Source organism: Streptomyces litmocidini (assembly GCF_014649755.1).
Classification (GTDB): domain Bacteria; phylum Actinomycetota; class Actinomycetes; order Streptomycetales; family Streptomycetaceae; genus Streptomyces; species Streptomyces litmocidini.
Map to the genome: position 1 here is coordinate 38835 of NZ_BMTQ01000016.1, position 24254 is coordinate 63088.

Annotated in this window: 23 protein-coding genes; 19 read left to right on the forward strand and 4 right to left on the reverse strand. The window is 72.3% G+C overall.

The annotated features are described in order from the left end of the window. Positions 1-41: 41 nt before the first annotated feature. On the reverse strand, positions 42-1013 hold the full coding sequence (locus tag IE180_RS28270) for an LLM class flavin-dependent oxidoreductase (protein ID WP_190159793.1): 972 nt from the start codon (positions 1011-1013) through the stop codon (positions 42-44). Positions 1014-1065: 52 nt separating this feature from the next. Further along, on the reverse strand, positions 1066-2520 hold the full coding sequence (locus IE180_RS28275; protein WP_190159794.1) for a cytosine permease: 1455 nt from the start codon (positions 2518-2520) through the stop codon (positions 1066-1068). Between the two features lie 87 nt (positions 2521-2607). On the opposite strand from IE180_RS28275, the gene ftsY reads away from it, so the two are divergent. Then, positions 2608-3840, forward strand: a complete 1233-nt coding sequence (gene ftsY, locus IE180_RS28280) for a signal recognition particle-docking protein FtsY (RefSeq protein ID WP_190159795.1) — start codon at positions 2608-2610, stop codon at positions 3838-3840. 95 nt (positions 3841-3935) lie between these two features. Here ftsY and IE180_RS28285 read toward each other — a convergent pair whose 3' ends face one another. Continuing rightward, positions 3936-4589: a bifunctional DNA primase/polymerase gene (locus tag IE180_RS28285; RefSeq protein WP_190159796.1), complete on the reverse strand. Its 654-nt coding sequence runs from the start codon at positions 4587-4589 to the stop codon at positions 3936-3938. 427 nt (positions 4590-5016) lie between these two features. On the opposite strand from IE180_RS28285, the gene nsdA reads away from it, so the two are divergent. The 6 genes from nsdA (at position 5017) to ftsH (ending at position 14919) form a co-directional block, all read left to right on the forward strand. Then, positions 5017-6492, forward strand: coding sequence for a transcriptional repressor NsdA (gene nsdA, locus IE180_RS28290; RefSeq protein ID WP_190159797.1), 1476 nt, complete (start codon positions 5017-5019; stop codon positions 6490-6492). A 379-nt stretch (positions 6493-6871) separates the two neighbouring features. After that, complete coding sequence (locus IE180_RS28295) at positions 6872-8218, forward strand: ammonium transporter (protein WP_190159798.1); 1347 nt, start codon at positions 6872-6874, stop codon at positions 8216-8218. Next, positions 8215-8553, forward strand: coding sequence for a P-II family nitrogen regulator (locus IE180_RS28300; RefSeq protein ID WP_015036464.1), 339 nt, complete (start codon positions 8215-8217; stop codon positions 8551-8553). The genes IE180_RS28295 and IE180_RS28300 overlap by 4 nt, the downstream gene beginning before the upstream one ends. A gap of 150 nt (positions 8554-8703) precedes the next feature. After that, positions 8704-11154: a [protein-PII] uridylyltransferase gene (locus IE180_RS28305; RefSeq protein WP_190159799.1), complete on the forward strand. Its 2451-nt coding sequence runs from the start codon at positions 8704-8706 to the stop codon at positions 11152-11154. 118 nt (positions 11155-11272) lie between these two features. Further along, on the forward strand, positions 11273-12826 hold the full coding sequence (ffh, locus tag IE180_RS28310; RefSeq protein WP_190159800.1) for a signal recognition particle protein: 1554 nt from the start codon (positions 11273-11275) through the stop codon (positions 12824-12826). A gap of 164 nt (positions 12827-12990) precedes the next feature. Continuing rightward, positions 12991-14919, forward strand: a complete 1929-nt coding sequence (gene ftsH, locus IE180_RS28315; protein WP_190159801.1) for an ATP-dependent zinc metalloprotease FtsH — start codon at positions 12991-12993, stop codon at positions 14917-14919. Between the two features lie 81 nt (positions 14920-15000). On the opposite strand, the gene IE180_RS28320 is transcribed toward ftsH, so the two are convergent. After that, a complete protein-coding gene (locus IE180_RS28320) occupies positions 15001-15726 on the reverse strand; it encodes a class I SAM-dependent methyltransferase (RefSeq protein WP_190159802.1) in 726 nt (241 codons plus the stop codon). 375 nt (positions 15727-16101) lie between these two features. Between IE180_RS28320 and IE180_RS28325 the strand changes: the two genes are divergently transcribed. The 12 genes from IE180_RS28325 (at position 16102) to IE180_RS28380 (ending at position 24249) form a co-directional block, all read left to right on the forward strand. Further along, positions 16102-16695, forward strand: a complete 594-nt coding sequence (locus IE180_RS28325) for a hypothetical protein (protein WP_030690647.1) — start codon at positions 16102-16104, stop codon at positions 16693-16695. A gap of 154 nt (positions 16696-16849) precedes the next feature. Then, entirely contained in the window at positions 16850-17293 is a 444-nt protein-coding gene (rpsP, locus tag IE180_RS28330) for a 30S ribosomal protein S16 (RefSeq protein WP_190159803.1), read from the forward strand. 2 nt (positions 17294-17295) lie between these two features. After that, a complete protein-coding gene (locus tag IE180_RS28335; RefSeq protein WP_020868149.1) occupies positions 17296-17535 on the forward strand; it encodes an RNA-binding protein in 240 nt (79 codons plus the stop codon). 109 nt (positions 17536-17644) lie between these two features. Continuing rightward, a complete protein-coding gene (rimM, locus tag IE180_RS28340) occupies positions 17645-18223 on the forward strand; it encodes a ribosome maturation factor RimM (RefSeq protein ID WP_190159804.1) in 579 nt (192 codons plus the stop codon). Then, positions 18220-19041, forward strand: coding sequence for a tRNA (guanosine(37)-N1)-methyltransferase TrmD (gene trmD, locus IE180_RS28345; RefSeq protein WP_190159805.1), 822 nt, complete (start codon positions 18220-18222; stop codon positions 19039-19041). Before rimM ends, trmD begins: the two co-directional genes overlap by 4 nt. A 128-nt stretch (positions 19042-19169) precedes the next feature. Further along, positions 19170-19520, forward strand: coding sequence for a 50S ribosomal protein L19 (gene rplS, locus IE180_RS28350; protein WP_015036473.1), 351 nt, complete (start codon positions 19170-19172; stop codon positions 19518-19520). A gap of 69 nt (positions 19521-19589) precedes the next feature. After that, complete coding sequence (gene lepB / locus IE180_RS28355; RefSeq protein WP_229860987.1) at positions 19590-20522, forward strand: signal peptidase I; 933 nt, start codon at positions 19590-19592, stop codon at positions 20520-20522. Next, positions 20515-21492: a signal peptidase I gene (gene lepB / locus IE180_RS28360; RefSeq protein WP_190159807.1), complete on the forward strand. Its 978-nt coding sequence runs from the start codon at positions 20515-20517 to the stop codon at positions 21490-21492. Before lepB (IE180_RS28355) ends, lepB (IE180_RS28360) begins: the two co-directional genes overlap by 8 nt. After that, on the forward strand, positions 21461-22396 hold the full coding sequence (gene lepB / locus IE180_RS28365) for a signal peptidase I (RefSeq protein ID WP_190159898.1): 936 nt from the start codon (positions 21461-21463) through the stop codon (positions 22394-22396). The genes lepB (IE180_RS28360) and lepB (IE180_RS28365) overlap by 32 nt, the downstream gene beginning before the upstream one ends. A 74-nt stretch (positions 22397-22470) precedes the next feature. Beyond that, positions 22471-23238: a signal peptidase I gene (lepB, locus tag IE180_RS28370; RefSeq protein ID WP_190159808.1), complete on the forward strand. Its 768-nt coding sequence runs from the start codon at positions 22471-22473 to the stop codon at positions 23236-23238. A gap of 47 nt (positions 23239-23285) precedes the next feature. Then, positions 23286-23885, forward strand: coding sequence for an NUDIX hydrolase (locus tag IE180_RS28375; protein WP_190159899.1), 600 nt, complete (start codon positions 23286-23288; stop codon positions 23883-23885). Positions 23886-23940: 55 nt separating this feature from the next. Then, positions 23941-24249 (forward strand): DUF2469 domain-containing protein, encoded by a 309-nt coding sequence (locus tag IE180_RS28380; protein ID WP_005311352.1) that lies wholly within the window; start codon positions 23941-23943, stop codon positions 24247-24249. Positions 24250-24254 lie beyond the last annotated feature (5 nt).

Sequence of the window (24254 nt, forward strand, 5' to 3'; positions counted from 1 at the left end):
CGGTGCGCCGTCCGGGGCCGTGAAGCGTGCGGTCCGCCGGTTCACGCCGCGAGCCGCGGCAGCACCTCCTCGCAGAACAGCCGGAGGCTCCGCCACCCCTCCTCGACCGGCATCCCGCCGCACAGCGGATGCAGCACCGGACCCTCCAGGCCGAGGGCCAGGCACTCCTCCGGGGTGACCACCCGGTAGACCCCCTCCGCCCGCAGCTCCGCCACCGTCGTGGCCGTGGACCGCACCGCCGAGCGGATGTCCTTCGACTGCCAGGAGGCGTACGTCCGCGCCTCGTGCAGGAAGTGCCCGCCGTGCTCGGCCCAGGTCCGGTCCGGGTCCTCCGACAGGTGCAGCAGCGGGGTCACCTCGGCCGGCATCATCGTCCAGCCCTCCGTGCCGTACTCCGCACACCGCTCCCGGTAGTACTCCTCGAGATCCGGCAGGTGCGCGCTCGGGAAGAACGGCAGCCCGAGCCGGGCCGCCCGCCGGGCCGCGGCCCGCGACGAACCCCCCACCAGCAGCATCGGATGCGGCCGGGTGAAGGGCCGCGGGGTGACCCGTACCGTACGGCCCCGATAGGTGAACGGCTCCCCGGTCCAGGCCGCGAGCAGGGTCTCCAGGAGCAGGTCCTGGAGCCTGCCCCGCCGGCCCCAGTCGACCCCGCGCTCCTCGTACTCCTCCGGCCGGTAGCCGATCCCGGCCACCGTCACGAGCCGGCCGCCGCTCAGCAGGTCCAGGACCGCGATGTCCTCGGCCAGGCGCAGCGGGTCGTGCAGCGGGCCGATGATCGCCGAGACGGTGACCGCGATCCGGCGCGTCGCCCCGAAGACCGCGCCCGCGAAGGCGAAGGGGGAGGGCAGCCAGTTGTTCTCGACCCCGTGGTGCTCCTCGGTCTGCACGGTGTCGACGCCGTGCTCGTCGGCGTACGCGGCCATGGCGAGCGCCGCCCGGTAGCGCTCCGAGAGGGAGTCCGGGGTCGCGCGGGGATCGACGAGGTTGAACCGTACGACGCTGAACGGCATGGGAAGTCCCCCTTCGCTGGTGCGCGGAAGGGGGACGTTAGCTGACGTGGCGTCAGATGGAAACGGTCCCGCGCACCTCGGCGGGCGCCGCCGGCGCCTTCTCCGGCGTGCGCGGCAGCACCGCGTACAGCACGCCGGCGACCGCGATCGTCGCCGCCCAGCCCAGACCGTTCTCACCGATCCAGGACGGGGCGAGCGGGCCGGCGAACCAGTCCACCTTCGTGAACAGCAGGCCCACGACCAGCGCCACGGCCCACGCCGTCATCGCCTGCCAGGCGAAACCGCCCCGGTACCAGTAGGCGCTGGTCCTCGTGGTGTCCATCAGCGCCGCCGCGTCGTACGACCTCCGGCGCATCATGTCCACGCCGAAGACCCCGATCCACGCCGAGAACGCCACCGCGAGCAGCGTCAGGAAGGAGATGAACGAGCCGATGAAGCTGGTCGCCACGACCATCAGCAGGAAGCCGAAGACCAGGCTGATCGCCGCGTTCACGCTCACCGCCGCCGCGCGCGGCACCTTGATGCCCAGGGTCTGCGCCGTGAACCCGGCCGAGTACATCGACATCGAGTTGATCAGCACCATCCCGATCAGCGCGATCACCAGGTACGGCACGGAGATCCACATCGGCAGCAGCTCGCCGATGAAGGAGACCGGGTCCTGCGCCGAGGCCAGGTCCGGCGTGGACACCGCCATCACCGCGCCCATCAGCACCATCGGGAGCACCACGATCCCGGCGCCGCCGACCGTCGAGCCGACCACGGCCCGCGAGGAGGCCGTCCGGGGCAGGTAGCGCGTGAAGTCGGGACCCGAGGGCACCCAGCTGATGCCGCCGGCCGCGATCGTGCCGATGCCCGCCACCGTCATCGCCGTCGAACCCGCCGGCTTGTCGAAGACCGCCGACCAGTCGGTGCCGGCCACGAGATGGGCGAGGACGAGCACCGAGAAGGCGCCGAAGAGGTACGTCGACCACTTGCTGCACATCCGCAGCGCGTTGATCCCGAGGCCCGACACCAGGAACGTGCTGGTCACGAAGAGCAGCAGCGTCACCACGATCAGAAGCGTGTTCGACCTCACGCCGAAGAGCAGGTCGAGGACGGTCAGCACCGCGTACGCGCCGGTGACCGCGTTGATGGTCTCCCACCCCCAGCGGGCCACCCAGATCAGCGCCCCGGGAAAAAGGTTTCCGCGCTGACCGAACACGGCCCGCGACAGCGCCATGCCGGGCGCCCCGCCGCGCTTCCCCGCGATCGATATCAGACCGACGATCCCGTACGAGAGGACCGGCGCCGCGGTCGCCACCGTCAGGACCTGCCAGAAGTTCAGGCCGTTGAAGACGACCAGACCGGCGCCCATCGTGAGCAGCAGCACGCTGATGTTGGCCGCGACCCAGGTCGGGAACAGTTCGCGGACCCGGCCGGTCCGCTCGGCGTCGGGGACGGGTTCGAGACCGCGGGTCTCCATCGCGCCGTCGTGCGTCGTGCCTGCGGCTTCGGAGGCGTGGGGCATGGGGGTACTCCGTTGGACAGATGTGGGGGAACCACCCACTGTACGTGCTCCGCCCATCGCCCCTTCGTGGCCGATACTGGACGGGTTATGGAACTCATCCTTGCTGTAGTCATCGCTCTGGTCGTCGCGGTCGCCGTGACGAGCGGGCTCGTGATCAGCGGTCGCAAGAAGAAGCAGCTGCCGCCGGCCGAGCCGCCGTCCACCACGCCGACCATCACCGCTCCGCCCGCCGAGCCGCACGTCGGCGAGGAGGCGGAGACGCCGCGGGAGGAACCACGCCGCACGGTCGAGGAGGTCGAGCTCCCCACCGAGAAGGCCTCCGGGGCCACGGTCGTCGAGGAGCCGCTCGTCGAGGAGCCCCTCGTCGTGGAGCCCGGGGCCCCCGAGATCGAGGTGCCCGAGCCGACCGCCGGCCGCCTCGTACGGCTCCGGGCCCGGCTCGCCCGCTCCCAGAACTCGCTCGGCAAGGGGCTGCTCACGCTCCTGTCCCGCGAGCACCTCGACGAGGACACCTGGGAGGAGATCGAGGAGACCCTCCTCACGGCCGACGTCGGCGTCGCGCCCACCCAGGAGCTCGTCGACCGGCTGCGCGAGCGCGTCAAGGTGCTCGGCACCCGCACCCCCGACGAGCTGCGCGGCCTGCTCCGCGAGGAGCTCGTCACCCTCCTGGGCGACTTCGACCGCACGGTGAAGACCGAGAGCCCCGAGGACACCCCGGGCGTGGTCATGGTCGTCGGCGTCAACGGCACCGGCAAGACCACCACCACCGGCAAGCTGGCCCGGGTCCTCGTCGCCGACGGCAAGTCCGTCGTCCTCGGCGCCGCCGACACCTTCCGCGCCGCCGCCGCGGACCAGCTCCAGACCTGGGGCGAGCGCGTCGGAGCCCGCACCGTGCGGGGACCGGAGGGCGGCGACCCGGCGTCGATCGCCTTCGACGCGGTCAAGGAGGGCATCGCGGAGAAGGCCGACGTCGTCCTCATCGACACCGCCGGCCGGCTCCACACCAAGACCGGCCTCATGGACGAGCTCGGCAAGGTCAAGCGCGTCGTCGAGAAGCACGGCCCGCTCGACGAGGTCCTCCTCGTCCTCGACGCCACCACCGGCCAGAACGGCCTGATCCAGGCCCGCGTCTTCGCCGAGGTCGTGGACATCACCGGCATCGTGCTCACCAAGCTCGACGGCACCGCCAAGGGCGGCATCGTCGTCGCCGTCCAGCGCGAGCTGGGCGTCCCGGTCAAGCTGGTCGGCCTGGGCGAGGGCCCGGACGACCTGGCGCCCTTCGAGCCGGACGCCTTCGTCGACGCCCTGATCGGCGACTGACGCCTCGTACGGACACCCCGTACGGCACGCGTGAGGGCCCCCGCCATCTCCTGGCGGGGGCCCTCACGCGCGTGCGGGCCGAAAACGCGTACGGGCTAGAAGTACGTCCGGTGGCAGATGTACGCCAGGGTGCCGAGCAGCAGCCGGGCCTGCGGGGGCGCGCCCGCCGTGTCCAGCGTCGGAGGCCGCAGCCAGCGCACCGGCCCGAGCCCGCCCAGGTCCGACGGGGGAGCGGTGACGTGGGAGCCGGGCCCCAGACAGTGCAGGTCCAGATCGGCGTCGTCCCAGCCCATCCGGTACAGCAGCTGCGGCAGCTCCGCCGCCGCGCCCGGGGCGACGAAGAACCGCGCCCGGCCGGTCGGGGTCGCGCACACCGGGCCCAGCGGCAGCCCCATGCGCTCCAGGCGCACCAGCGCCCGCCGGCCCGCGGCCTCGGCGACCTCGATCACGTCGAAGGCCCGGCCGACCGGGAGCAGCAGCGTCGCGCCCGGGTACTCGGACCACGCCTTGGTGGCGACGTCGAGGCCGGCGCCCGCCGGGACCGGTTCCGCGAAGGAGAGGGGGTGCGCGCCCGGGGCCGCGCAGGCCGGATCCCCGCACGAGCACCGGCCGGAGACGGCCCGCGCGCCGGGGACGACGTCCCAGCCCCACAGGCCCGTGTACTCGGCCACCGCTGTGCACTCCGTGGTGCGTGCGCGGCGGCGTGCGCCGGACCGCATCTCACGAATGCCGCCGATCGTGAAACCCATGCCCCCTCCAACGGGTAGAGCGCGCCGGTGGTTACGACCCGGAACACCGCCGTCACCCTTCGTCACGATCCGTCACCCGGGTGTGGCGCACGGTCGTGAGCGGGGTGGCGCGGACCCTGGCGCGCGCCTCTCCGCGCTTCCGTCCGCCGACTCCGGTTCGTCGCATGTCAAGTGAATCGCGTTCCACGCGCGGCGAGTTCATTCGAAGGGGTGGCGAATGGTGGCGTTTCTTGAATCGCCCTCGTGGAGAGGTGATCGTAGGGTTACTTTCGGTACTCGAACCCCCGGGGCCGCTTGCGTGCGTGGGTATGCCGGAGGCAACCCGGTTTCCCGTTCGGAGGAGGACGAACGTCGGACGGGTGCCGCGAGAGGCGGCATTCTGATAGGGGTTCGGACGACAGGTATTCAGGTGGATGGGGGCGTTCCAGTGAGCGGCAACGGCGCAGACGGTACGACTGCCGGCAAGCGCCCGAACGAGCAGCTGGGCTCGTGGTTCGTGCGCAGCGGCTGGTCGAAGGGCGAACTGGCACGCCAAGTGAACCGCAGGGCACGCCAGATGGGCGCGCACCACATCTCCACGGACACCTCGCGCGTGCGCCGCTGGCTCGACGGCGAGCAGCCCCGCGAGCCGATCCCGCGGATCCTCTCCGAACTCTTCTCCGAGCGCTTCGGCTCCGTCGTCGCCGTCGAGGACCTCGGACTGCGCACCGCCCACCAGTCGCCCTCCGTCTCCGGCGTCGACCTGCCCTGGGCGGGCCCGCAGACCGTCGCCCTGCTCAGCGAGTTCTCCCGCAGCGACCTCATGCTCGCCCGCCGGGGCTTCCTCGGCTCCTCCCTCCAGCTCGCCGCGGGCCCCGCCCTCATCGAACCGATGCAGCGCTGGCTCGTCCCCACCCCCGTCGGCGACGTCGAGCGCCCCGAGCCCCTCGTGGACCCCCGCCGCCCCAACCGGCTCTCCGAGGTCGAGCTCGACCTCCTGGAGTCCACCACCGCCATGTTCCGCAAGTGGGACGCCCAGTGCGGCGGAGGACTCCGCCGCAAGGCCGTCGTCGGCCAGCTCCACGAGGTCACCGACCTCCTCCAGGAGCCCCAGCCCGCCGCCACCGCCAAGCGCCTCTTCACCTGCGCCGCCGAGCTCGCCGAGCTCGCCGGCTGGATGAGCTACGACGTCGGCCTCCAGCCCACCGCCCAGAAGTACTTCGTGCTCGCCCTGCACGCCGCCAAGGAGGCCGGGGACAAGCCCCTCGGCTCGTACATCCTCTCCTCCATGAGCCGCCAGATGATCCACCTCGGCAGGCCCGACGACGCCCTCGAACTCATCCACCTCGCCCAGTACGGCAGTCGGGACTGCGCCACCGCCCGCACCCAGGCCATGCTGTATGCGATGGAGGCCCGCGCCTACGCCAACATGGGGCAGCCCTCCAAGTGCAAGCGGGCCGTCCGGATGGCCGAGGACACCTTCGCCGACGCCGGCCTCGACGGCGAGCCCGAGCCCGACTGGATCGGCTTCTTCTCCGAGGCCGAGCTCAACGGCGAGAACTCCCACTCCTACCGCGACCTCGCCTACGTCGCCGGCCGCTCCCCGACCTACGCCTCGCTCGCCGAGCCCGTCATGGAGCGGGCCGTCGAACTCTTCGAGAAGGACCCCGACCACCAGCGGTCCTACGCGCTCAACCTGATCGGCATGGCCACCGTCCACCTGCTCAAGCGCGAGCCCGAGCAGTCCGTGGTCCTCGCCGAGAAGGCCCTCGGAGTCGCCCGCAGCATCCGCTCCGAGCGGGTCAACACCCGGCTCCGCAAGACCGTCGACCACGCCGCCCGCAACTACAGCGACGTCGCCGAGGTCGTCCAGCTCACCGACCGGCTCACCCAGCTCCTCCCCGAGGCCGCCGAAGCGGTCTGACCCCCTCCCGGGCCCCAGGCCCCGCCCCGCTTCGGGGCCCGCACAGACCCCGGCCGCGCCGGCCGTCCCGTAAAGCCCGACTCGGCTCCCCCGCCGCAAGGTCACACGGACGCCCGGCGCGGCCGGCTCGTCTCCCCCGGGACCGGCCCGCGGGCGTCCCCTCGGCGCGGCCGGTCCGCCCCCCGGGCGTCCCCTCGGCGCGACCGGCCGTTCACGGCCGCGTAACACGCCCCACCCCTTCGTCACTGCGCCGAAACATCGAGCGGCATCGGCGGAAACCGCGCTGCGCGAATCTCTGGCTCATAACCGGCCACCCCTCAGGCCGGACGCTCCCCGGCCCCGCCCCGCACAGGCCGCATTCGACGACGAGGAGACGCCGATGGCACCAGCCATCACGACCCTGGCCGCAGACGCCCCCGAGCTGTCTGCAGCCAACACCGGGTTCATGCTCATCTGCTCCGCCCTGGTCATGCTGATGACCCCGGCACTCGCCTTCTTCTACGGAGGCATGGTCCGCGTCAAGTCCACCCTCAACATGCTGATGATGAGCTTCATCAGCCTCGGGATCGTCACGATCCTCTGGGTGCTCTTCGGCTTCAGCGTCGCCTTCGGCACCGACTCGGGCTCGCTGATCGGCTGGTCCTCCGAGTACGTCGGCCTCAGCGGCATCGGCATCACCGAACTCTGGGACGGCTACACCATCCCGGTCTACGTCTTCGCCGTCTTCCAGCTGATGTTCGCGGTCATCACGCCCGCCCTCATCAGCGGCGCCCTCGCCGACCGCGTCAAGTTCACCGCCTGGGCCCTCTTCGTCACCCTCTGGGTCACGATCGTCTACTTCCCCGTCGCCCACTGGGTCTGGGGCGCGGGCGGCTGGCTCTTCGAGATGGGCGTCATCGACTTCGCCGGCGGCACCGCCGTCCACATCAACGCCGGCGCCGCCGCCCTCGGCGTCATCCTCGTCATCGGCAAGCGCGTCGGCTTCAAGAAGGACCCGATGCGCCCGCACAGCCTCCCGCTGGTCATGCTCGGCGCCGGCCTGCTCTGGTTCGGCTGGTTCGGCTTCAACGCCGGCTCCTGGCTCGGCAACGACGACGGCGTCGGCGCCGTGATGTTCGTCAACACCCAGGTCGCCACCGCCGCCGCCATGCTCGCCTGGCTCGCGTACGAGAAGGTCCGCCACGGCTCCTTCACCACCCTCGGCGCCGCCTCCGGCGCGGTCGCCGGCCTCGTCGCCATCACCCCCTCCGGCGGCTCCTGCTCCCCGCTCGGCGCCATCGCCATCGGCGCGATCGCCGGTCTCCTGTGCGCCATGGCCGTCGGCCTCAAGTACAAGTTCGGCTACGACGACTCCCTCGACGTCGTCGGCGTCCACCTCGTCGGCGGCGTCGTCGGCTCCCTCCTCGTCGGCCTCTTCGCCACCGGCGGCGTCCAGTCCGACGCCAAGGGCCTCCTCTACGGCGGCGGCTTCGAACAGCTCGGCAAGCAGGCCGTCGGAGTCCTCGCGGTCCTCGCCTACTCCCTGATCGCCTCCGCGGTCCTCGCCCTGATCATCGACCGGACGATGGGGATGCGGGTCAGCGAGGACGACGAGGTCTCCGGCATCGACCAGGTCGAGCACGCCGAGACCGCGTACGACTTCAGCGGAGCCGGCGGCGGCATCACCGGACGCGCCACCGCCCCGGCGACGCCCGTCCCGAGCGAGAACAAGAAGGTGGACGCATGAAGCTCATCACCGCGGTCGTGAAGCCGCACCGGCTCGACGAGATCAAGGAGGCCCTCCAGGCGTTCGGCGTGCACGGCCTCACCGTCACCGAGGCCAGCGGCTACGGCCGCCAGCGCGGCCACACCGAGGTCTACCGGGGCGCCGAGTACACCGTCGACCTGGTCCCCAAGATCCGCATCGAGGTCCTCGTCGAGGACGAGGACGCCGAACAGCTCATCGACGTCGTCGTGAAGGCCGCCCGGACCGGCAAGATCGGAGACGGCAAGGTGTGGAGCGTGCCGGTCGAGACCGCCGTACGGGTCCGCACGGGTGAGCGCGGTCCGGACGCACTGTAAGCACGGCCTGCGGGCGCGGTCCGCACGTACGGCCCGCACATACGGTTTGTACGCACGGCCCGCACGTACGGCCCGTACGCACAGCCTGCACGCATGACCCGCACGCACGGCCCGCACGCACGGCCTGTCAGCACGGATGGGAGCCGCCGGGTGACGAACCTCGACACGAGCGACACGACCGAAGGAACGGGACCCGACGGCTACGCGGCGGCCCGGCTGCTCCTCCTCCAGGAGAAGGAGCGGCCCGGGCCGCCGCGCCGCGCCGCCCTGGCCCGGCTCACCGACGACTGGCTGGCCGGCCTCTTCGCCGCCGCCGCACCGCCCCCCGGGACCGCCCTCGTCGCCGTCGGCGGCTACGGGCGCGCCGAACTCTCCCCGCGCAGCGACCTCGACCTCCTCCTGCTCCACGACGGCACCGCCGACAAGGCCGCCGTCGCCGCCCTCGCCGACCGGATCTGGTACCCCGTCTGGGACCTCGGGCTCGCCCTCGACCACTCCGTCCGCACCCCCGCCGAAGCCCGCGCCACCGCGGGCGAGGACCTCAAGGCCCACCTCGGCCTCCTCGACGCCCGGACCGTCGCCGGCGACGCCGGACTCGCCGCCGCCCTGCGCACCGCCGTCCTCGCCGACTGGCGCGACCAGGCACCCCGGCGCCTCCCCGAACTCGACGCCCTCTGCCGGGAGCGCGCCGAGCGCGCGGGAGAGCTGCAGTACCTCCTCGAACCCGACCTCAAGGAGGCCAGGGGCGGACTCCGCGACGCCCAGGTCCTGCGCGCCGTCGCCGCCTCCTGGCTCGCCGACGCCCCCCGCGAGGGCCTCGACGTCGCCCGCCGCCGCCTCCTCGACGCCCGCGACGCCCTCCACCTCGCCACCGGCCGCGCCACCGACCGGCTCGCCCTCCAGGAGCAGGACGCCGTCGCCGCCGGACTCGGCCTCCTCGACGCCGACACCCTGCTCCGCGAGGTGTACGAGGCCGCCCGGACCATCTCGTACGCCACCGACGTCACCTGGCGCGAGGTCAACCGCGTCCTCAAGGCCCGCTCCGCCCGCCCCCGGCTCCGTACCCTCCTGGGCCGCGGCGGCACGAAGCCCCCCGTCGAACGCACCCCGCTCGCCGAGGGCGTCGTCGAGATGGACGGCGAGGCCGTCCTCGCCCGAGGAGCCCGGCCGGAACGCGACCCCGTCCTGCCCCTGCGGGCCGCCGCCGCGGCCGCCCAGTCCGCCCTCCCCATCTCCCCGCACGCCGTACGCCGCCTCGCGGCCGCCGCCCGACCCCTCCCGGTGCCCTGGCCCGCCGAGGCCCGCGAGGAACTCGTCACCCTTCTCGGCGCGGGCGAGGCCACCGTCCCCGTCTGGGAGGCCCTGGAGGCCGAAGGGATCGTCAGCCGGCTCCTGCCCGACTGGGAGCGCGTCCGCTGCCGGCCCCAGCGCAACCCCGTCCACACCTGGACCGTCGACCGGCACCTCGTCGAGACCGCCGTCCGCGCCTCCTCCCTCACCCGCCGCGTCGGCCGCCCCGACCTCCTCCTCGTCGCCGCCCTCCTCCACGACATCGGCAAGGGCTGGCCCGGCGACCACTCCGTCGTCGGCGAGACCATCGCCCGCGACCTCGCCGCCCGCATCGGCTTCGACCGCACCGACACCGCCGTCATCGCCACCGCCGTCCGCCACCACCTGCTCCTCGTCGAGACCGCCACCCGGCGCGACCTCGACGACCCCGCCACCGTGCAGTCCGTCGCCACCGCCGTCGGCACCCTCGGCACCCTGGAGCTCCTGCACGCCCTCACCGAGGCCGACGCCCTCGCCACCGGCCCCGCCGCCTGGTCCTCCTGGCGCGCCTCGCTCGTGGCCGACCTGGTCAAACGGGTCGCCGGCGTCCTCGCGGGCGAACCCCTGCCCGACCCCGAGGCCGCCGCCCCCAGCGCCGAACAGGAACGCCTCGCGATCGAGGCCCTGCGCACCGGCGAACCGGTCCTGGCCCTGCACGCCCGCGACGAACAGCCCCTGGACGAGGAGGAGCCCGAGCCCGTCGGGGTCGAACTCCTCATCGCCCTGCCCGACCGGCCCGGCGTCCTCCCCGCCGTCGCCGGGGTCCTCGCCCTCCACCGGCTCACCGTCCGCGCCGCCGACCTCCGCGCCGTCGACCTCCCCGGCGGCCTCGGCTCCGGCTCCGGCTCCGTCCTCGTCCTCGCCTGGCGCGTCGCCGCCGAGTACGGCTCCCTGCCCGAGGCCGCCCGGCTCCGCGCCGACCTCGTCCGCGCCCTCGACGGCTCCCTCGACATCCCCGCCCGCCTCGCCGAACGCGAGGCCGCCTACCCCCGCCGCCGGGGCCTGGCCGCCCCGCCGCCCCGCGTCACCGTCGCCGCCGCCGACTCCCGCCTCGCCACCGTGATCGAGGTCCGCGCCCAGGACGCCCCGGGCCTCCTCCACCGCATCGGCCGGGCCCTGGAGGGCGCGGCCGTACGGGTGCGCAGCGCCCACGTCTCCACCCTGGGCGCCAACGCCGTCGACACCCTGTACGTGACCCGCCCGGACGGCGGCCTGCTCCCGGACGAGGAGGCGAGCGACCTGGCCCGCGCGCTGGAGGAGGCGCTGCGGTGAGACCCTGACCCGCGACCCCGCCCGCGCCGGATTCGGCGGGCGGGGGCACACACTTCGAGCGGCCCGATACCCTGGAGGGCAATCCGACCGCCCCCGACACCGAGGATCCGCGACCGCCGTGTTCGATACCCTCTCCGACCGCCTTGCAGCGACCTTCAAGAACCTCCGCGGCAAGGGCCGTCTGTCCGAGGCGGACATCGACGCCACCGCGCGCGAGATCCGTATCGCGCTGCTCGAAGCGGATGTCGCCCTGCCGGTCGTCCGCGCCTTCATCAAGCAGGTCAAGGAGCGCTCGCTGGGCGCGGAGGTCTCCCAGGCCCTCAACCCCGCCCAGCAGGTCATCAAGATCGTCAACGAGGAGCTCGTCGGCATCCTCGGTGGCGAGACCCGACGTCTCCGGTTCGCCAAGTCCGGCCCCACCGTGATCATGCTCGCCGGTCTCCAGGGTGCCGGTAAGACCACCCTCGCCGGAAAGCTGGGCCTCTGGCTGAAGGGCCAGGGCCACTCCCCGCTGCTCGTCGCCTGTGACCTCCAGCGCCCGAACGCCGTCAACCAGCTCTCCGTGGTCGCCGACCGCGCTGGCGTCGCCTTCTACGGCCCGCAGCCCGGCAACGGCGTCGGCGACCCCGTCCAGGTCGCCAAGGACTCGATCGAGTACGCGCGGACCAAGCTGTACGACGTCGTCATCGTCGACACCGCCGGCCGCCTCGGCATCGACCAGGAGCTGATGCAGCAGGCCGCGGACATCCGCGACGCCGTCAGCCCCGACGAGATCCTCTTCGTCGTCGACGCCATGATCGGTCAGGACGCGGTCAACACCGCCGAGGCCTTCCGCGACGGCGTCGGCTTCGACGGCGTCGTGCTCTCCAAGCTCGACGGCGACGCCCGCGGTGGTGCCGCGCTCTCCATCGCGCACGTCACCGGCAAGCAGATCATGTTCGCCTCCAACGGCGAGAAGCTGGACGACTTCGACGCGTTCCACCCGGACCGCATGGCGTCCCGCATCCTCGGCATGGGCGACATGCTCTCCCTCATCGAGAAGGCCCAGCAGACCTTCGACGAGGAAGAGGCCGCCAAGATGGCCTCGAAGCTCGCCTCGAAGAAGGGCGAGGGCTTCACGCTCGACGACTTCCTGGCCCAGATGGAGCAGGTCCGCAAGATGGGCTCCATCTCCAAGCTGCTCGGGATGCTGCCCGGCATGGGCCAGATGCGGGAGCAGATCGCCAACATCGACGAGCGCGAGGTCGACCGCATCGGCGCCATCATCAAGTCGATGACCCCGGCCGAGCGCCAGGACCCGACCATCATCAACGGCTCCCGCCGCGCCCGCATCGCCAAGGGTTCCGGCGTCGAGGTCAGCGCGGTCAAGGGCCTGGTCGAGCGGTTCTTCGAGGCCCGCAAGATGATGTCCCGCATGGCGCAGGGCGGCGGCATGCCGGGGATGCCGGGCATCCCGGGCATGGGCGGCGGCCCCGGCCGGCAGAAGAAGCAGGTCAAGCAGGCCAAGGGCAAGCGCAAGAGCGGCAACCCGATGAAGCGGAAGGCCGAGGAGCAGGCCGCGGCCGAGCGCCGCGAGCAGGCGCAGGCGGGCGGCGCGTTCGGCCTCCCGGCGGCGGGGCAGGCCCCCAAGGACTTCGAGCTCCCGGAGGAGTTCAAGAAGTTCATGGGCTGAGGCGCGTACGAGGGGGCTCGTGAGCGACCGAGCTGATCGAGCCCGTGGGGCCCGGGGCGGTGCGAGACCGCCCCGGGCCCCTTTTCGTACGGTCAGCCCACCCGTAATGCCGGGCTTGTCCCGCTCTTCGATACTGGGGCCACTGCCGCCCCGAGGAGAGCCACGTGGCCAACCCCGTACCCCCGCGCGACCGGACCGATCAGCCCTGGCGCTCGGAAGGGGCCCCGCCGCCCCCGCCGCCGAAGAAGAGGATGCCGGGAGGCTGGGGCAGCCTCATCCTCACCGCGCTCGTCGTGTACCTGATCGCCAACATCGTGCTGTCGTTCTTCAACGAGGGCGACGGTCCGACGATCTCGTACACCGAGTTCGACAAGCAGGTCGCCGCCGGGAACGTCACCAAGATCTACTCCAAGGGCGACGCGATCCAGGGGCAGCTGAAGGACAAGCGGCCCGTCCCCGACGGCGAGGGCGACTACACCAAGTTCCAGACCCAGCGCCCGGCCTTCGCCGACGACGACCTCTGGGCGCAGCTGACCAAACAGAACGTCGTCGTCACCGCCCGGCCCGTCGTCCAGGAGCGCAGCTTCCTCGCCAACCTCCTGATCTCGCTGGCGCCGATGCTGCTGCTCGTCGTGCTGTGGGTGTTCATCGCCCGCCGGATGCGCGCGGGCATGGGCGGTGCGGGCGGCATGCTCGGCCGCAAGCAGCCGCCGAAACCGGTCGAGCTGGAGGGCGGCAAGCGCACCACCTTCGAGGACGTCGCCGGCATCGACGAGGTCGAGGGCGAACTCAACGACGTGGTCGACTTCCTGAAGAACCCGCAGGCCTACCGCGAGATGGGCGCCAAGATGCCCCGCGGCGTGCTCCTCGCCGGCCCTCCCGGCACCGGCAAGACCCTGCTGGCCCGGGCCGTCGCGGGCGAGGCCGGGGTGCCGTTCTTCTCGGCCTCCGCCTCCGAGTTCATCGAGATGATCGTGGGCGTCGGCGCCTCCCGCGTCCGCGAGCTGTTCGCCGAGGCCCGCAAGGTCGCCCCCGCGATCATCTTCATCGACGAGATCGACACCATCGGCCGGGCCCGGGGCGGCGGCTCCGGAATGGGCGGCCACGACGAGCGCGAGCAGACCCTCAACCAGATCCTCACCGAGATGGACGGCTTCACCGGCTCCGAGGGCGTCATCGTCCTCGCCGCCACCAACCGCGCCGACGTCCTCGACCCGGCCCTCACCCGGCCGGGCCGCTTCGACCGGATCGTCCACGTCAACCCGCCCGACCGGGGCGGCCGCGAGGCCATCCTGAGGATCCACACCCGGGAGATCCCGCTCGCCCGGGACGTCGACCTGGCGCACGTCGCCCGGACCACCCCCGGCATGACCGGCGCCGAGCTCGCCAACCTCGCCAACGAGGCCGCCCTCCTCGCGGTCAAGCGCGCCCAGAAGGCCGTCACCCGGTCCGATCTGTCCGACGCCCTGGAGAAGGTCCAGCTCGGCGCCGAACGGCCCCTCGTGATGCCCCTGGAGGAGCGGCGCCGGACCGCGTACCACGAGAGCGGGCACGCCCTGCTCGGCATGCTCCAGCCCGGCGCCGACCCGGTCCGCAAGATCACCATCGTGCCGCGCGGCCGGGCCCTCGGCGTCACCCTGTCGACGCCCGACGCCGACAAGTACGCCTACACCGAGGACTACCTGCGCGGCCGGATCATCGGCGCCCTCGGCGGGATGGCGGCCGAACAGGTCGTCTTCGGCGTCGTCACCACCGGCGCCGAGAGCGACCTCGAACAGGTCACCAACATCGCCCGGGGCATGGCGGGCCGCTGGGGCATGAGCGAACGCGTCGGCCGCCTCACCGCCATCCCGAACGACGCCCAGCAGGCCTACGGGCTCTCCGCCGCCCCCGCCACCCTCGACACCGTCGACGAGGAGATGCGGCGCATCGTCGACGAGTGCTACGAGAGCGCCGTGCGACAGCTCCGCGAGCACCGCGACAAGCTGGACGCCCTGGCCGAGGCGCTCCTGGCCGACGAGACCCTGGAGGAGGACGCGGCCTACCGCGCGGCGGGCATCGTGCGCCGGAGGGCGGGGGAGGAGGGGGGCTGAGGGGGCGGCGGACCGGATCCTGGATCCGACGTCCCGGATCCAGGATCCCGACCTGACGGACTACGCCACCCCGCTGACGGACTACGCCACCCTGGCGACCACGTACCGGAAGACGTTCGGCATCCACACCGTCCCGTCCGGGCGGACGTACGGGGCGAGCGCCTCCTCGATCTCCTTCTCCACCTGCGAGGGCTCCGTCGCCCGGACCGCCTCGTCGAAGGCACCCGTCGACAGCAGCCCGCGCACCGCGCTGGCCCCGTCCGCGTACCCGAAGGGACAGGCCACCCGGCCCGAGCCGGCCGGCCGCAGCCCCGCCCCGGCCACCAGCGCGTCCAGGTCGGCCCCCGGGGCGGGCCCGCGGTCCGCGAGCCGGGCCGCGACCCGCAGCACCGACTCCGTGGCGCACCGCTCCGGCGGCCCCCAGTCGGCGAGGACGACGGCCGTGCCCGACTGGGCCGTACGGGTGAGCGCCCGGAGTTCGGGGAGGATCCCGTCCGTCGCGTGGAAGGCCGTGATCACGTCGTGGGGCAGGTCGGCCGGGGGCTCCTCCGTGACCGTGACGCCCTCCGGCAGCCGCTCCCTCGCCAGCTCCGCGCGCGCGTGGTCCCGCTCCACGCCGGCGACCCGCGCTCCCCGCGCCGCCGCCATCAGGAGGGCCAGGCCGGAGCCGCAGTCCAGGGCGAGCAGCCGGGACCCCGCGCCCACGTCCAGGCGGTCGTACACCGCTTCGTAGAGCGGGACCAGCATCCGTTCCTGGATCTCGGCCCAGTCGCGCGCGGGGTGGTGCGGGACGAGCGTAGGTGTCATGGAAAAGCGCCCCAATCCGTACGTGGACGACAGCCCCCCGTAGTCAGGGAACTGCGCATCCCGGGCCGCGTCCAGTGGTCGCGCCGGACCATTCGCCCGGGGGAGGGCCGTGCGCCGTCCCGCGCGTGGACCCGGTAGTGTGCCCGCCACGGTTTCCCGACCGCCCCGGCCCCTTCAGGGGGCGCGCACCTCGCAATCACGCGCCGGGGCGTATGCGCCACTAAGCACCGGCTTGACGTTCCCTGCGTGACTCCTCCGCAGATCGGGGCACTGGCCCCGCGTCGGGACACATCAAGGGCGACTGACGGGTAAGTGCAAAATATTTGGGATGCCCCGGAATGGAACCCGGGGGCACTTCGGCTCGTTGTACGCGACGTGAGCACGACACCACCTGTTCTCGCCGCAGAGCTGGCACAGGCGTGGGCCGACATTCAGCGGCACCACCCCGAGCTGCCCGACCTTGCCGCGCCCGAGTCCCTGATCGGAGAGTCCTCGTCCGCCTGCGGCGCCGAACTCTCCTTCGAAAGACTGCTCCACGAGGCAGTCCACGGCATCGCCGCCGCCCGAGGTGTCCGCGACACCTCCCGCGCCGGCCGCTACCACAACCGCAGATTCCTCGCGATCGCCGAGGAGATGGGCCTCGACCATCCCGAGGAGCCGCACGCCAGCAGCGGCTTCTCCCTGGTCACGCTCAACCCCGAGGCCAGGCGCCGCTACCGGCCCACCATCGAGCGGCTCCAGCGCGCCCTCAAGGCGCACACGGTCGCCACGGCCGCCGACACCAAGCGCTCCTTCCGCGGACCGGCCGCCCGGCACGGCTCCTCGGGCGGCGGCGTGCGCGTCAAGGCCGTCTGCGACTGCGGGCGGAACGTGCGCGTGGTGCCCTCGGTGCTCGCCCAGGCGCCGATCGTCTGCGGCGGCTGCGGCAAGCCCTTCCGCATCCCCGAGACAGTGGGCGCCGCCAACTGAGTCGGCGGCGTGTGGCACAATGGCTAGCTGTACTCGACAGTCGCACAGGACCCCTCTCTCCTCCGGCTGACGCGTCCATCGGGCATCCGAGTACCGCAACCCCACGTGGCATCTCAAGTGCCCAACCACGTCAAGACCAGGAGACACCACTCCAGTGGCAGTCAAGATCAAGCTCAAGCGCCTCGGTAAGATCCGCCAGCCGCACTACCGCATCGTCGTCGCCGACTCGCGCACCCGTCGTGACGGTCGCGCGATCGAGGAGATCGGCCTCTACCACCCGACGTACAACCCGTCGCGTATCGAGGTCGACTCCGAGCGTGCGCAGTACTGGCTGTCCGTCGGCGCCCAGCCGACCGAGCCGGTTCTCGCCATCCTGAAGCTCACCGGCGACTGGCAGAAGCACAAGGGTCTGCCGGCCCCCGAGAAGGCTCTGCTCGTCCCCGCCACGAAGGAGGCGAAGCGCTCCTCGTTCGACGAGTTCGCGAAGACCCTCGAGGGCGGCGACGACAAGGGTGAGGCCATCACCCCGAAGGCCAAGAAGGCCGACAAGAAGGCGGACGAGGCCGAGGCCGCGTCGACCGAGTCGACCGAGGCCTGATCATGCTCGAGGAGGCTCTCGAGCACCTCGTGAAGGGCATCGTCGACAACCCCGACGAGGTGCAGGTCGCCTCGCGCAACCTGCGCCGGGGCCGCGTGCTGGAGGTCCGGGTCCACCCCGACGACCTCGGCAAGGTGATCGGTCGCAACGGCCGCACCGCGCGTGCGCTGCGCACCGTCGTGGGCGCCATCGGCGGCCGGGGGATCCGCGTCGACCTCGTCGACGTGGACCAGGTCCGCTGAGGTCGGCAGCATCACCTTAAGTTGTGCCGGCACGGGCCGGGGAGGGCTGAAGAGCCCGCCCCGGCCCGTTGTCGTACGTACGAGCTGTGTGACAGGAGAGTGTGGAGCAGTGCAGTTGGTAGTCGCGCGGATCGGCCGCGCCCACGGCATCAAGGGCGAGGTCACCGTCGAGGTGCGGACGGACGAGCCCGAGCTCAGGCTCGGCCCCGGTGCCGTACTGCTCACCGACCCGGCCTCCGCCGGGCCGCTGACCATCGAGACCGGCCGCGTCCACAGCGGCCGGCTGTTGCTGCGCTTCGAGGGCGTCCGCGACCGCAACGCCGCCGAGGCCCTGCGCAACGTCCTCCTCATCGCCGAGGTCGACCCGACGGAGATGCCCGAGGAGGAGGACGAGTACTACGACCACCAGCTGATCGACCTCGACGTCGTCCTCGCCGACGGCACCGAGATCGGCCGGATCACCGAGATCTCCCACCTGCCGTCCCAGGACCTCTTCATCGTCGAGCGCCCCGACGGCACCGAGCTGATGATCCCCTTCGTCGAGGAGATCGTCACCGAGATCGACCTGGAGGAGCAGCGGGCCGTGATCGACCCGCCGCCCGGCCTGATCGACGACCGCGCCGAGATCGTCTCCTCCCGGGACGACGGCGAGGAGCCCGGCGACGAGGCCGCCGAGGAGCAGGCATGAGGCTCGACGTCGTCACGATCTTCCCCGAGTACCTCGAACCGCTGAACGTCTCCCTCGTCGGCAAGGCACGCGCGCGCGGGCAGCTCGACGTCCACGTGCACCACCTGCGGGACTGGACCCACGACCGGCACAACACGGTCGACGACACCCCCTACGGCGGCGGCCCCGGCATGGTCATGAAGACCGAGCCCTGGGGCGACGCGCTCGACCAGACGCTCGCCGACGGCTACGAGGCCGGCGCGCACGGCCCGGTCCTCGTCGTCCCCACCCCCAGCGGCCGCCCCTTCACCCAGGAACTCGCCGTCGAGCTCTCCGAGCGGCCCTGGCTGATCTTCACGCCGGCCCGCTACGAGGGCATCGACCGCCGGGTCATGGACGAGTACGCGACCCGGATGCCGGTCTACGAGGTCTCCATCGGCGACTACGTCCTCGCCGGCGGCGAGGCGGCCGTCCTCGTCGTCACCGAGGCCGTCGCCCGCCTGCTGCCCGGCGTCCTCGGCAACGCCGAGTCCCACCGGGACGACTCCTTCGCCCCCGGCGCCATGGCCAACCTGCTGGAAGGCCCCGTCTACACCAAGCCCCCCGAGTGGCGCGGCCGGACCATTCCCGACGTCCTCCTCAGCGGACACCACGGCAAGATCGCCCGCTGGCGGCGCGACGAGGCCTTCCGCCGCACCGCGGCCAACCGGCCCGATCTCATCGAACGCTGCGACCCCGCCGCCTTCGACAAGAAGGACCGCGAGGTCCTCTCGATGATGGGGTGGGCGCCCGAGCCCGGCGGCCGATTTTGGCGCAAGGTCCAGGACGTGGAAGAATAGGCCGCTGCCGTCCGTCCGGCGCGCGCCCCTGCCACAGGGGGAACGACGCCGCCGGAGACGTACGACATCCCGAATTCATTCGAACGTACCGCTGATGACCTGTGGCATCAGCGAGGAAAGAGACCTCCATGGCCTCCCTGCTCGACCAGGTCAACGCGGGTTCGCTCCGCTCCGACCTCCCCGCCTTCCGTCCCGGCGACACCGTGAACGTCCACGTGCGCGTCATCGAGGGCAACCGCTCCCGCATCCAGCAGTTCAAGGGCGTCGTCATCCGCCGCCAGGGCTCGGGCGTCAGCGAGACCTTCACGGTCCGCAAGGTCTCGTTCTCCGTCGGCGTCGAGCGCACCTTCCCGGTGAACAGCCCGATCTTCGAGAAGATCGAGCTCGTGACCCGCGGTGACGTCCGTCGCGCCAAGCTCTACTACCTGCGCGAGCTGCGCGGCAAGGCCGCCAAGATCAAGGAGAAGCGCGACCGCTGAGCCCCGGCTCCCGGCACGCCCCACGCTTCCGACTCCCCGCACGGACAGGCCGGATAGGCTCTGCCAGCGATGGACACCGAAGCACAGCACACGGAGCGCGACCCCTCTTCCGACACGGATTCCTCCGGTCCGGAGGAAGGGTCGCGCTCCGCGCGCGTTCCCGACGGCTCCGGGCCCGCAGGGGCCGAGGGGACCGAAGAGTCCACGGGGACCGAAGAGTCCACGGGGACCGAAGAACCCGCGGGGCTCGAAGAACCCGCGGGGCCAGAAGAACCCGCGGGACTCGAAGAACCCGTGGCCGACGAAGAACGGAGCCCCGGCTCCTCCTGGCGGCGCCCCGCCCTCGTGGGCGGCGCCTGCGTGGCCTTCCTGCTGCTCCTGAGCCACTTCGTCGTCCAGCCGTTCCTGATCCCCAGCGGCTCCATGGAACCGACGCTCCAGGTCGGCGACCGGATCCTCGTGAACAAGCTGGCGTACCGTTTCGGCAACGAGCCCGCCCGCGGAGACGTCGTCGTCTTCGACGGCACCGGCTCCTTCGTGGACGAGCAGCCCCGGAGCAACCCGGTCACCGGACTCCTGCACGACGGGGCGGCCGCCCTCGGCCTCGCCGAGCCCGACGAGACCGACTTCGTGAAGCGGGTCGTCGGCACCGGCGGCGACCGGGTCGTCTGCTGCGACAAGGACGGCCGGCTCACCGTCAACGGCGCCCCCGTCGAGGAGCGGTACGTGATGCTCGGCGACCGCCCCTCCAGCGTGCCCTTCGACATCGTCGTCCCGCCGGACAGGCTCTGGGTGATGGGCGACCACCGCAGCCAGTCCAGCGACTCCCGCGACCACCTCGGCAGCGCCGGCGGCGGCATGGTCCCCGTCGACAGGGTCGTCGGCCGCGCCGACTGGATCGCCTGGCCCTTCGGCCGCTGGTCCACCGTGCCCGGCACCGACGCCTTCGCCGCCGTACCGGCCCCACCGGCCGGCGGACACGGAGCGGGAGCCCATGGGTAGCCGGGGCCGTCCGCCCGGCGGCCCCGCCGAGGGGCAGGGCGCGGCCCTGCCCGGACGGGCCGAACGCCGCAGGCTCGCCCGCAAGGTCAAGCGGCGCCGGCAGCGCTCCGCGATCCGGGAGGTCCCGGTCCTCATCACGGTGGCCGTGCTCATCGCGCTCGTCCTCAAGACCTTCCTGGTGCAGGCGTTCGTCATCCCCTCCGGCTCCATGGAACAGACGATCCGGATCGACGACCGGGTCCTCGTCGACAAGCTCACGCCCTGGTTCGGCGCGCATCCGCAGCGCGGCGACGTCGTCGTCTTCAAGGACCCCGGCAACTGGCTCCAGCAGGAGGCCGCCCCGGCCGCCGACGCCCCGGTCGGCATCAAGCAGGCCAAGCAGGCCCTGACCTTCATCGGCCTGCTGCCCTCGGCCGACGACCGGGACCTCATCAAACGGGTCGTCGCCGTCGGCGGCGACACCGTCCGCTGCTGCGGCGCGGACGGCCGGATCAGCGTCAACGGCGTGCCGCTCGACGAGCCGTACCTGCACCCCGGGAACCCGCCGTCGAAGATCCCGTTCGAGGTGAAGGTCCCGCGGGGCCGCATCTTCGTCATGGGCGACCACCGCTCCGACTCGGCCGACTCCCGCTTCCACCTCGACGAGAAGGACCACGGCACCGTCTCCGAGGAACAGGTCGTCGGACGCGCCGTGGTGATCGCCTGGCCCTTCGGGCACTGGCGCACCCTGGAACAGCGGGACACCTTCTCCGCCGTCCCCGGCGGGGGAGCCGCCGCCGGGACCGCCTCAGGTTCGTCGCATAGTGTGTCCCCGCGCATTCTGAACGGATTGCCCGGGCTCCCGACCCCTGCGGAACTTCTGCTCGTTATGGGAGTGGTGGGCCTGTCCCTGACCCGGGGCGGGCGTTCGCACGGACTGAGGAGTGGATGTGGGGGATTTGGCCGTCGGCGCACGATCCGGACACGATGAGCCCGAGAAGAGGGCCGACGGGGCCTTCGGCGATGACACGGCGGGTGGCGACGTGACGGGTGACGAGCAGGTGCAGCCGCCGGGCGGCGGCACGCCGGGCGAGGGCGACGACGAAGCGGTCCGCGGGCCCGGCAGGCCCCCGAAGAAGCAGCGTTCCTTCTGGAAGGAGCTGCCCCTCCTCGTCGGCATCGCCCTGGTGCTCGCCCTGCTGATCAAGACCTTCCTGGTGCAGGCGTTCTCGATCCCCTCGGAATCGATGATGAACACCCTCCAGAAGGGCGACCGGGTACTCGTCGACAAACTGACCCCCTGGTTCGGGTCCGAGCCCGAGCGCGGCGAGGTCGTCGTCTTCCACGACCCGGGCGGTTGGCTCGAGGGCCAGGAGACGCCCAGCCCGAACGTCGTGCAGAAGTTCCTCAGCTTCATCGGCCTCATGCCCTCCGCCGAGGAGAAGGACCTCATCAAGCGCGTCATCGCGGTCGGCGGCGACACCGTCTCCTGCAAGGAGGGCGGCAAGGTCGTCCTCAACGGCGTGGCCCTGGACGAGAGCGCGTACCTCGCCCCCGGCGCGGTGCCCTGCCAGGACTCCTTCGGTCCGATCAAGGTCCCCAAGGACCGGATCTGGGTCATGGGCGACAACCGGCAGAACTCCCTGGACTCCCGCTTCCACCAGCAGCTCCCCGGCGGCGGCACCGTCTCGAACGACGAGGTCGTGGGCCGTGCCGTCGTGGTCGCCTGGCCGGTCACCCGCTGGGCCACGCTCCCCGTGCCCGACGTCTTCGACCAGCCCGCGCTCGACAAGGCCATGGCCGCCGCCCCCGCCGGGGCGGCCGGCCTCGCGGGGGCGCTCCCACTGGTGCTGTGGCGCCGGAAGAAGCGGGCCGCACGGCATACCGCCGAGTAGCGACCCGCGGGTAGGGTGCCGTCCCGGGCCGTCGACAGACCTGCGGTCCGCCGACAGACCTACGGGGTGCGCACATGAGCGGAACCATACGGACCAAGGGCGGCCGCGGCCGCCTCGGCAGGGTGCTGTCGGGGCTGGCCGTGGCCGTCGGCTGTGTGCTGTTCCTCGGCGGGTTCGTCTGGGGGGCCGTGCTCTACCAGCCGTACACCGTCCCCACCGACTCCATGACCCCGACCCTCGACGTCGGATCCAAGATCCTCGCCCAGCGGATCGACGGCGACGAGGTGCGGCGCGGCGACGTCGTCGTCTTCCACGACCCCCTCTGGGGCGCCTCGCCCATGGTCAAGCGGGTCGCCGCCGTCGGCGGCGACACCGTCGCCTGCTGCGACCGGGACGGGCGGCTCACCGTCAACGGCGAGCCCGTCGACGAGCCGTACCTCCTGCCCGGGCCCGGCGGCCGCACGATCGCCTCGGGCCAGGACTTCTCCGTGACCGTCCCCCGGGACAACCTCTTCCTGCTCGGCGACGACCGGCACGTCTCGCTGGACTCCCGCACGCACATGGAGGAGGCCGGCCGGGGCTCCGTGCCCCGCTCCACGGTCGTCGGCAGGGTCGACGCCGTCGTCTGGCCCGCCAAGGGACTCCTGGAGCCGCCCACGGGCTTCGCCGGTCTTCCGGGCGGCATCTCGCGGCCGGGCCCCTTCGAGGCGCTCCTCACGACCGTCGCGGCCGGCACCGTCCTGATCCTCGTGGGGGCGGCGTACGGGCCGGTGGCGAGCCGCCTGACCCGCCGTCGTTCCGAGGGGACGCGGCCGGGCGCGCGCGAGAAGGTGGGGGCATGACGGGCGCGGAGGCTTCGGGGCCGGTGGCGGAGCCGGGATCGGGGCCGATGGCGGAGCCGGAGCCGGTGCCGGAGCCGGGATCGGGACCGGTGGCGGAGTCGGAGCCGGTGCCGGGACCGGGGTCTTCGGCGGGCCCGGAACCCGTACCGGACGCGGCCTCCGGACGGCGGCGGGTCGCCCGCGTCGTCCTGCTCGACCCGGACGACCGCCTCCTGCTCCTGCACGGCCACGAGCCCGAGGACCCGGACGACGCCTGGTGGTTCACCCCCGGCGGCGGCGTGGAGGGCGACGAGACCCGGGAGGAGGCGGCGCTCCGCGAACTCGCGGAGGAGACCGGCATCACCGAGGTCGACCTCGGCCCCGTGCTCTGGAAGCGGTACTGCTCCTTCCCCTTCGCCGGGCGCCGCTGGGACCAGGACGAGTGGTACTACCTGGCCCGCCTCCGCGGGACGGAGACCGCACCCCGGGCGCGGGCCCTCACGGAACTGGAGACCCGGAGCCTCTCGGGGCTGAGATGGTGGACCTCCGCCGAACTGTCGGCGGCCCGTGAGACGGTGTACCCGACCAGGCTCGCCGAGCTGCTGCGCACGCTGCTCGACGAGGGACCTCCGGGTGCGCCGGTGGTTCTCGCCCCGGAAATCGTTTAGGGGCGCGTACGACTGGCGCACAATAGGGGGACGCACGGCTGAAGGGGAACATGCCATGAGCGCCGAGGACCTCGAGAAGTACGAGACCGAGATGGAGCTGAAGCTCTACCGGGAGTACCGCGACGTCGTCGGGCTGTTCAAATACGTGATCGAGACCGAACGACGCTTCTACCTCACCAACGACTACGAGATGCAGGTGCACTCGGTGCAGGGCGAGGTGTTCTTCGAGGTCAGCATGGCCGACGCCTGGGTCTGGGACATGTACAGGCCCGCCAGGTTCGTCAAGCAGGTCCGCGTCCTGACCTTCAAGGACGTGAACATCGAGGAACTCAACAAGAGCGACCTCGAACTCCCCGGCAGCTGAGGCCG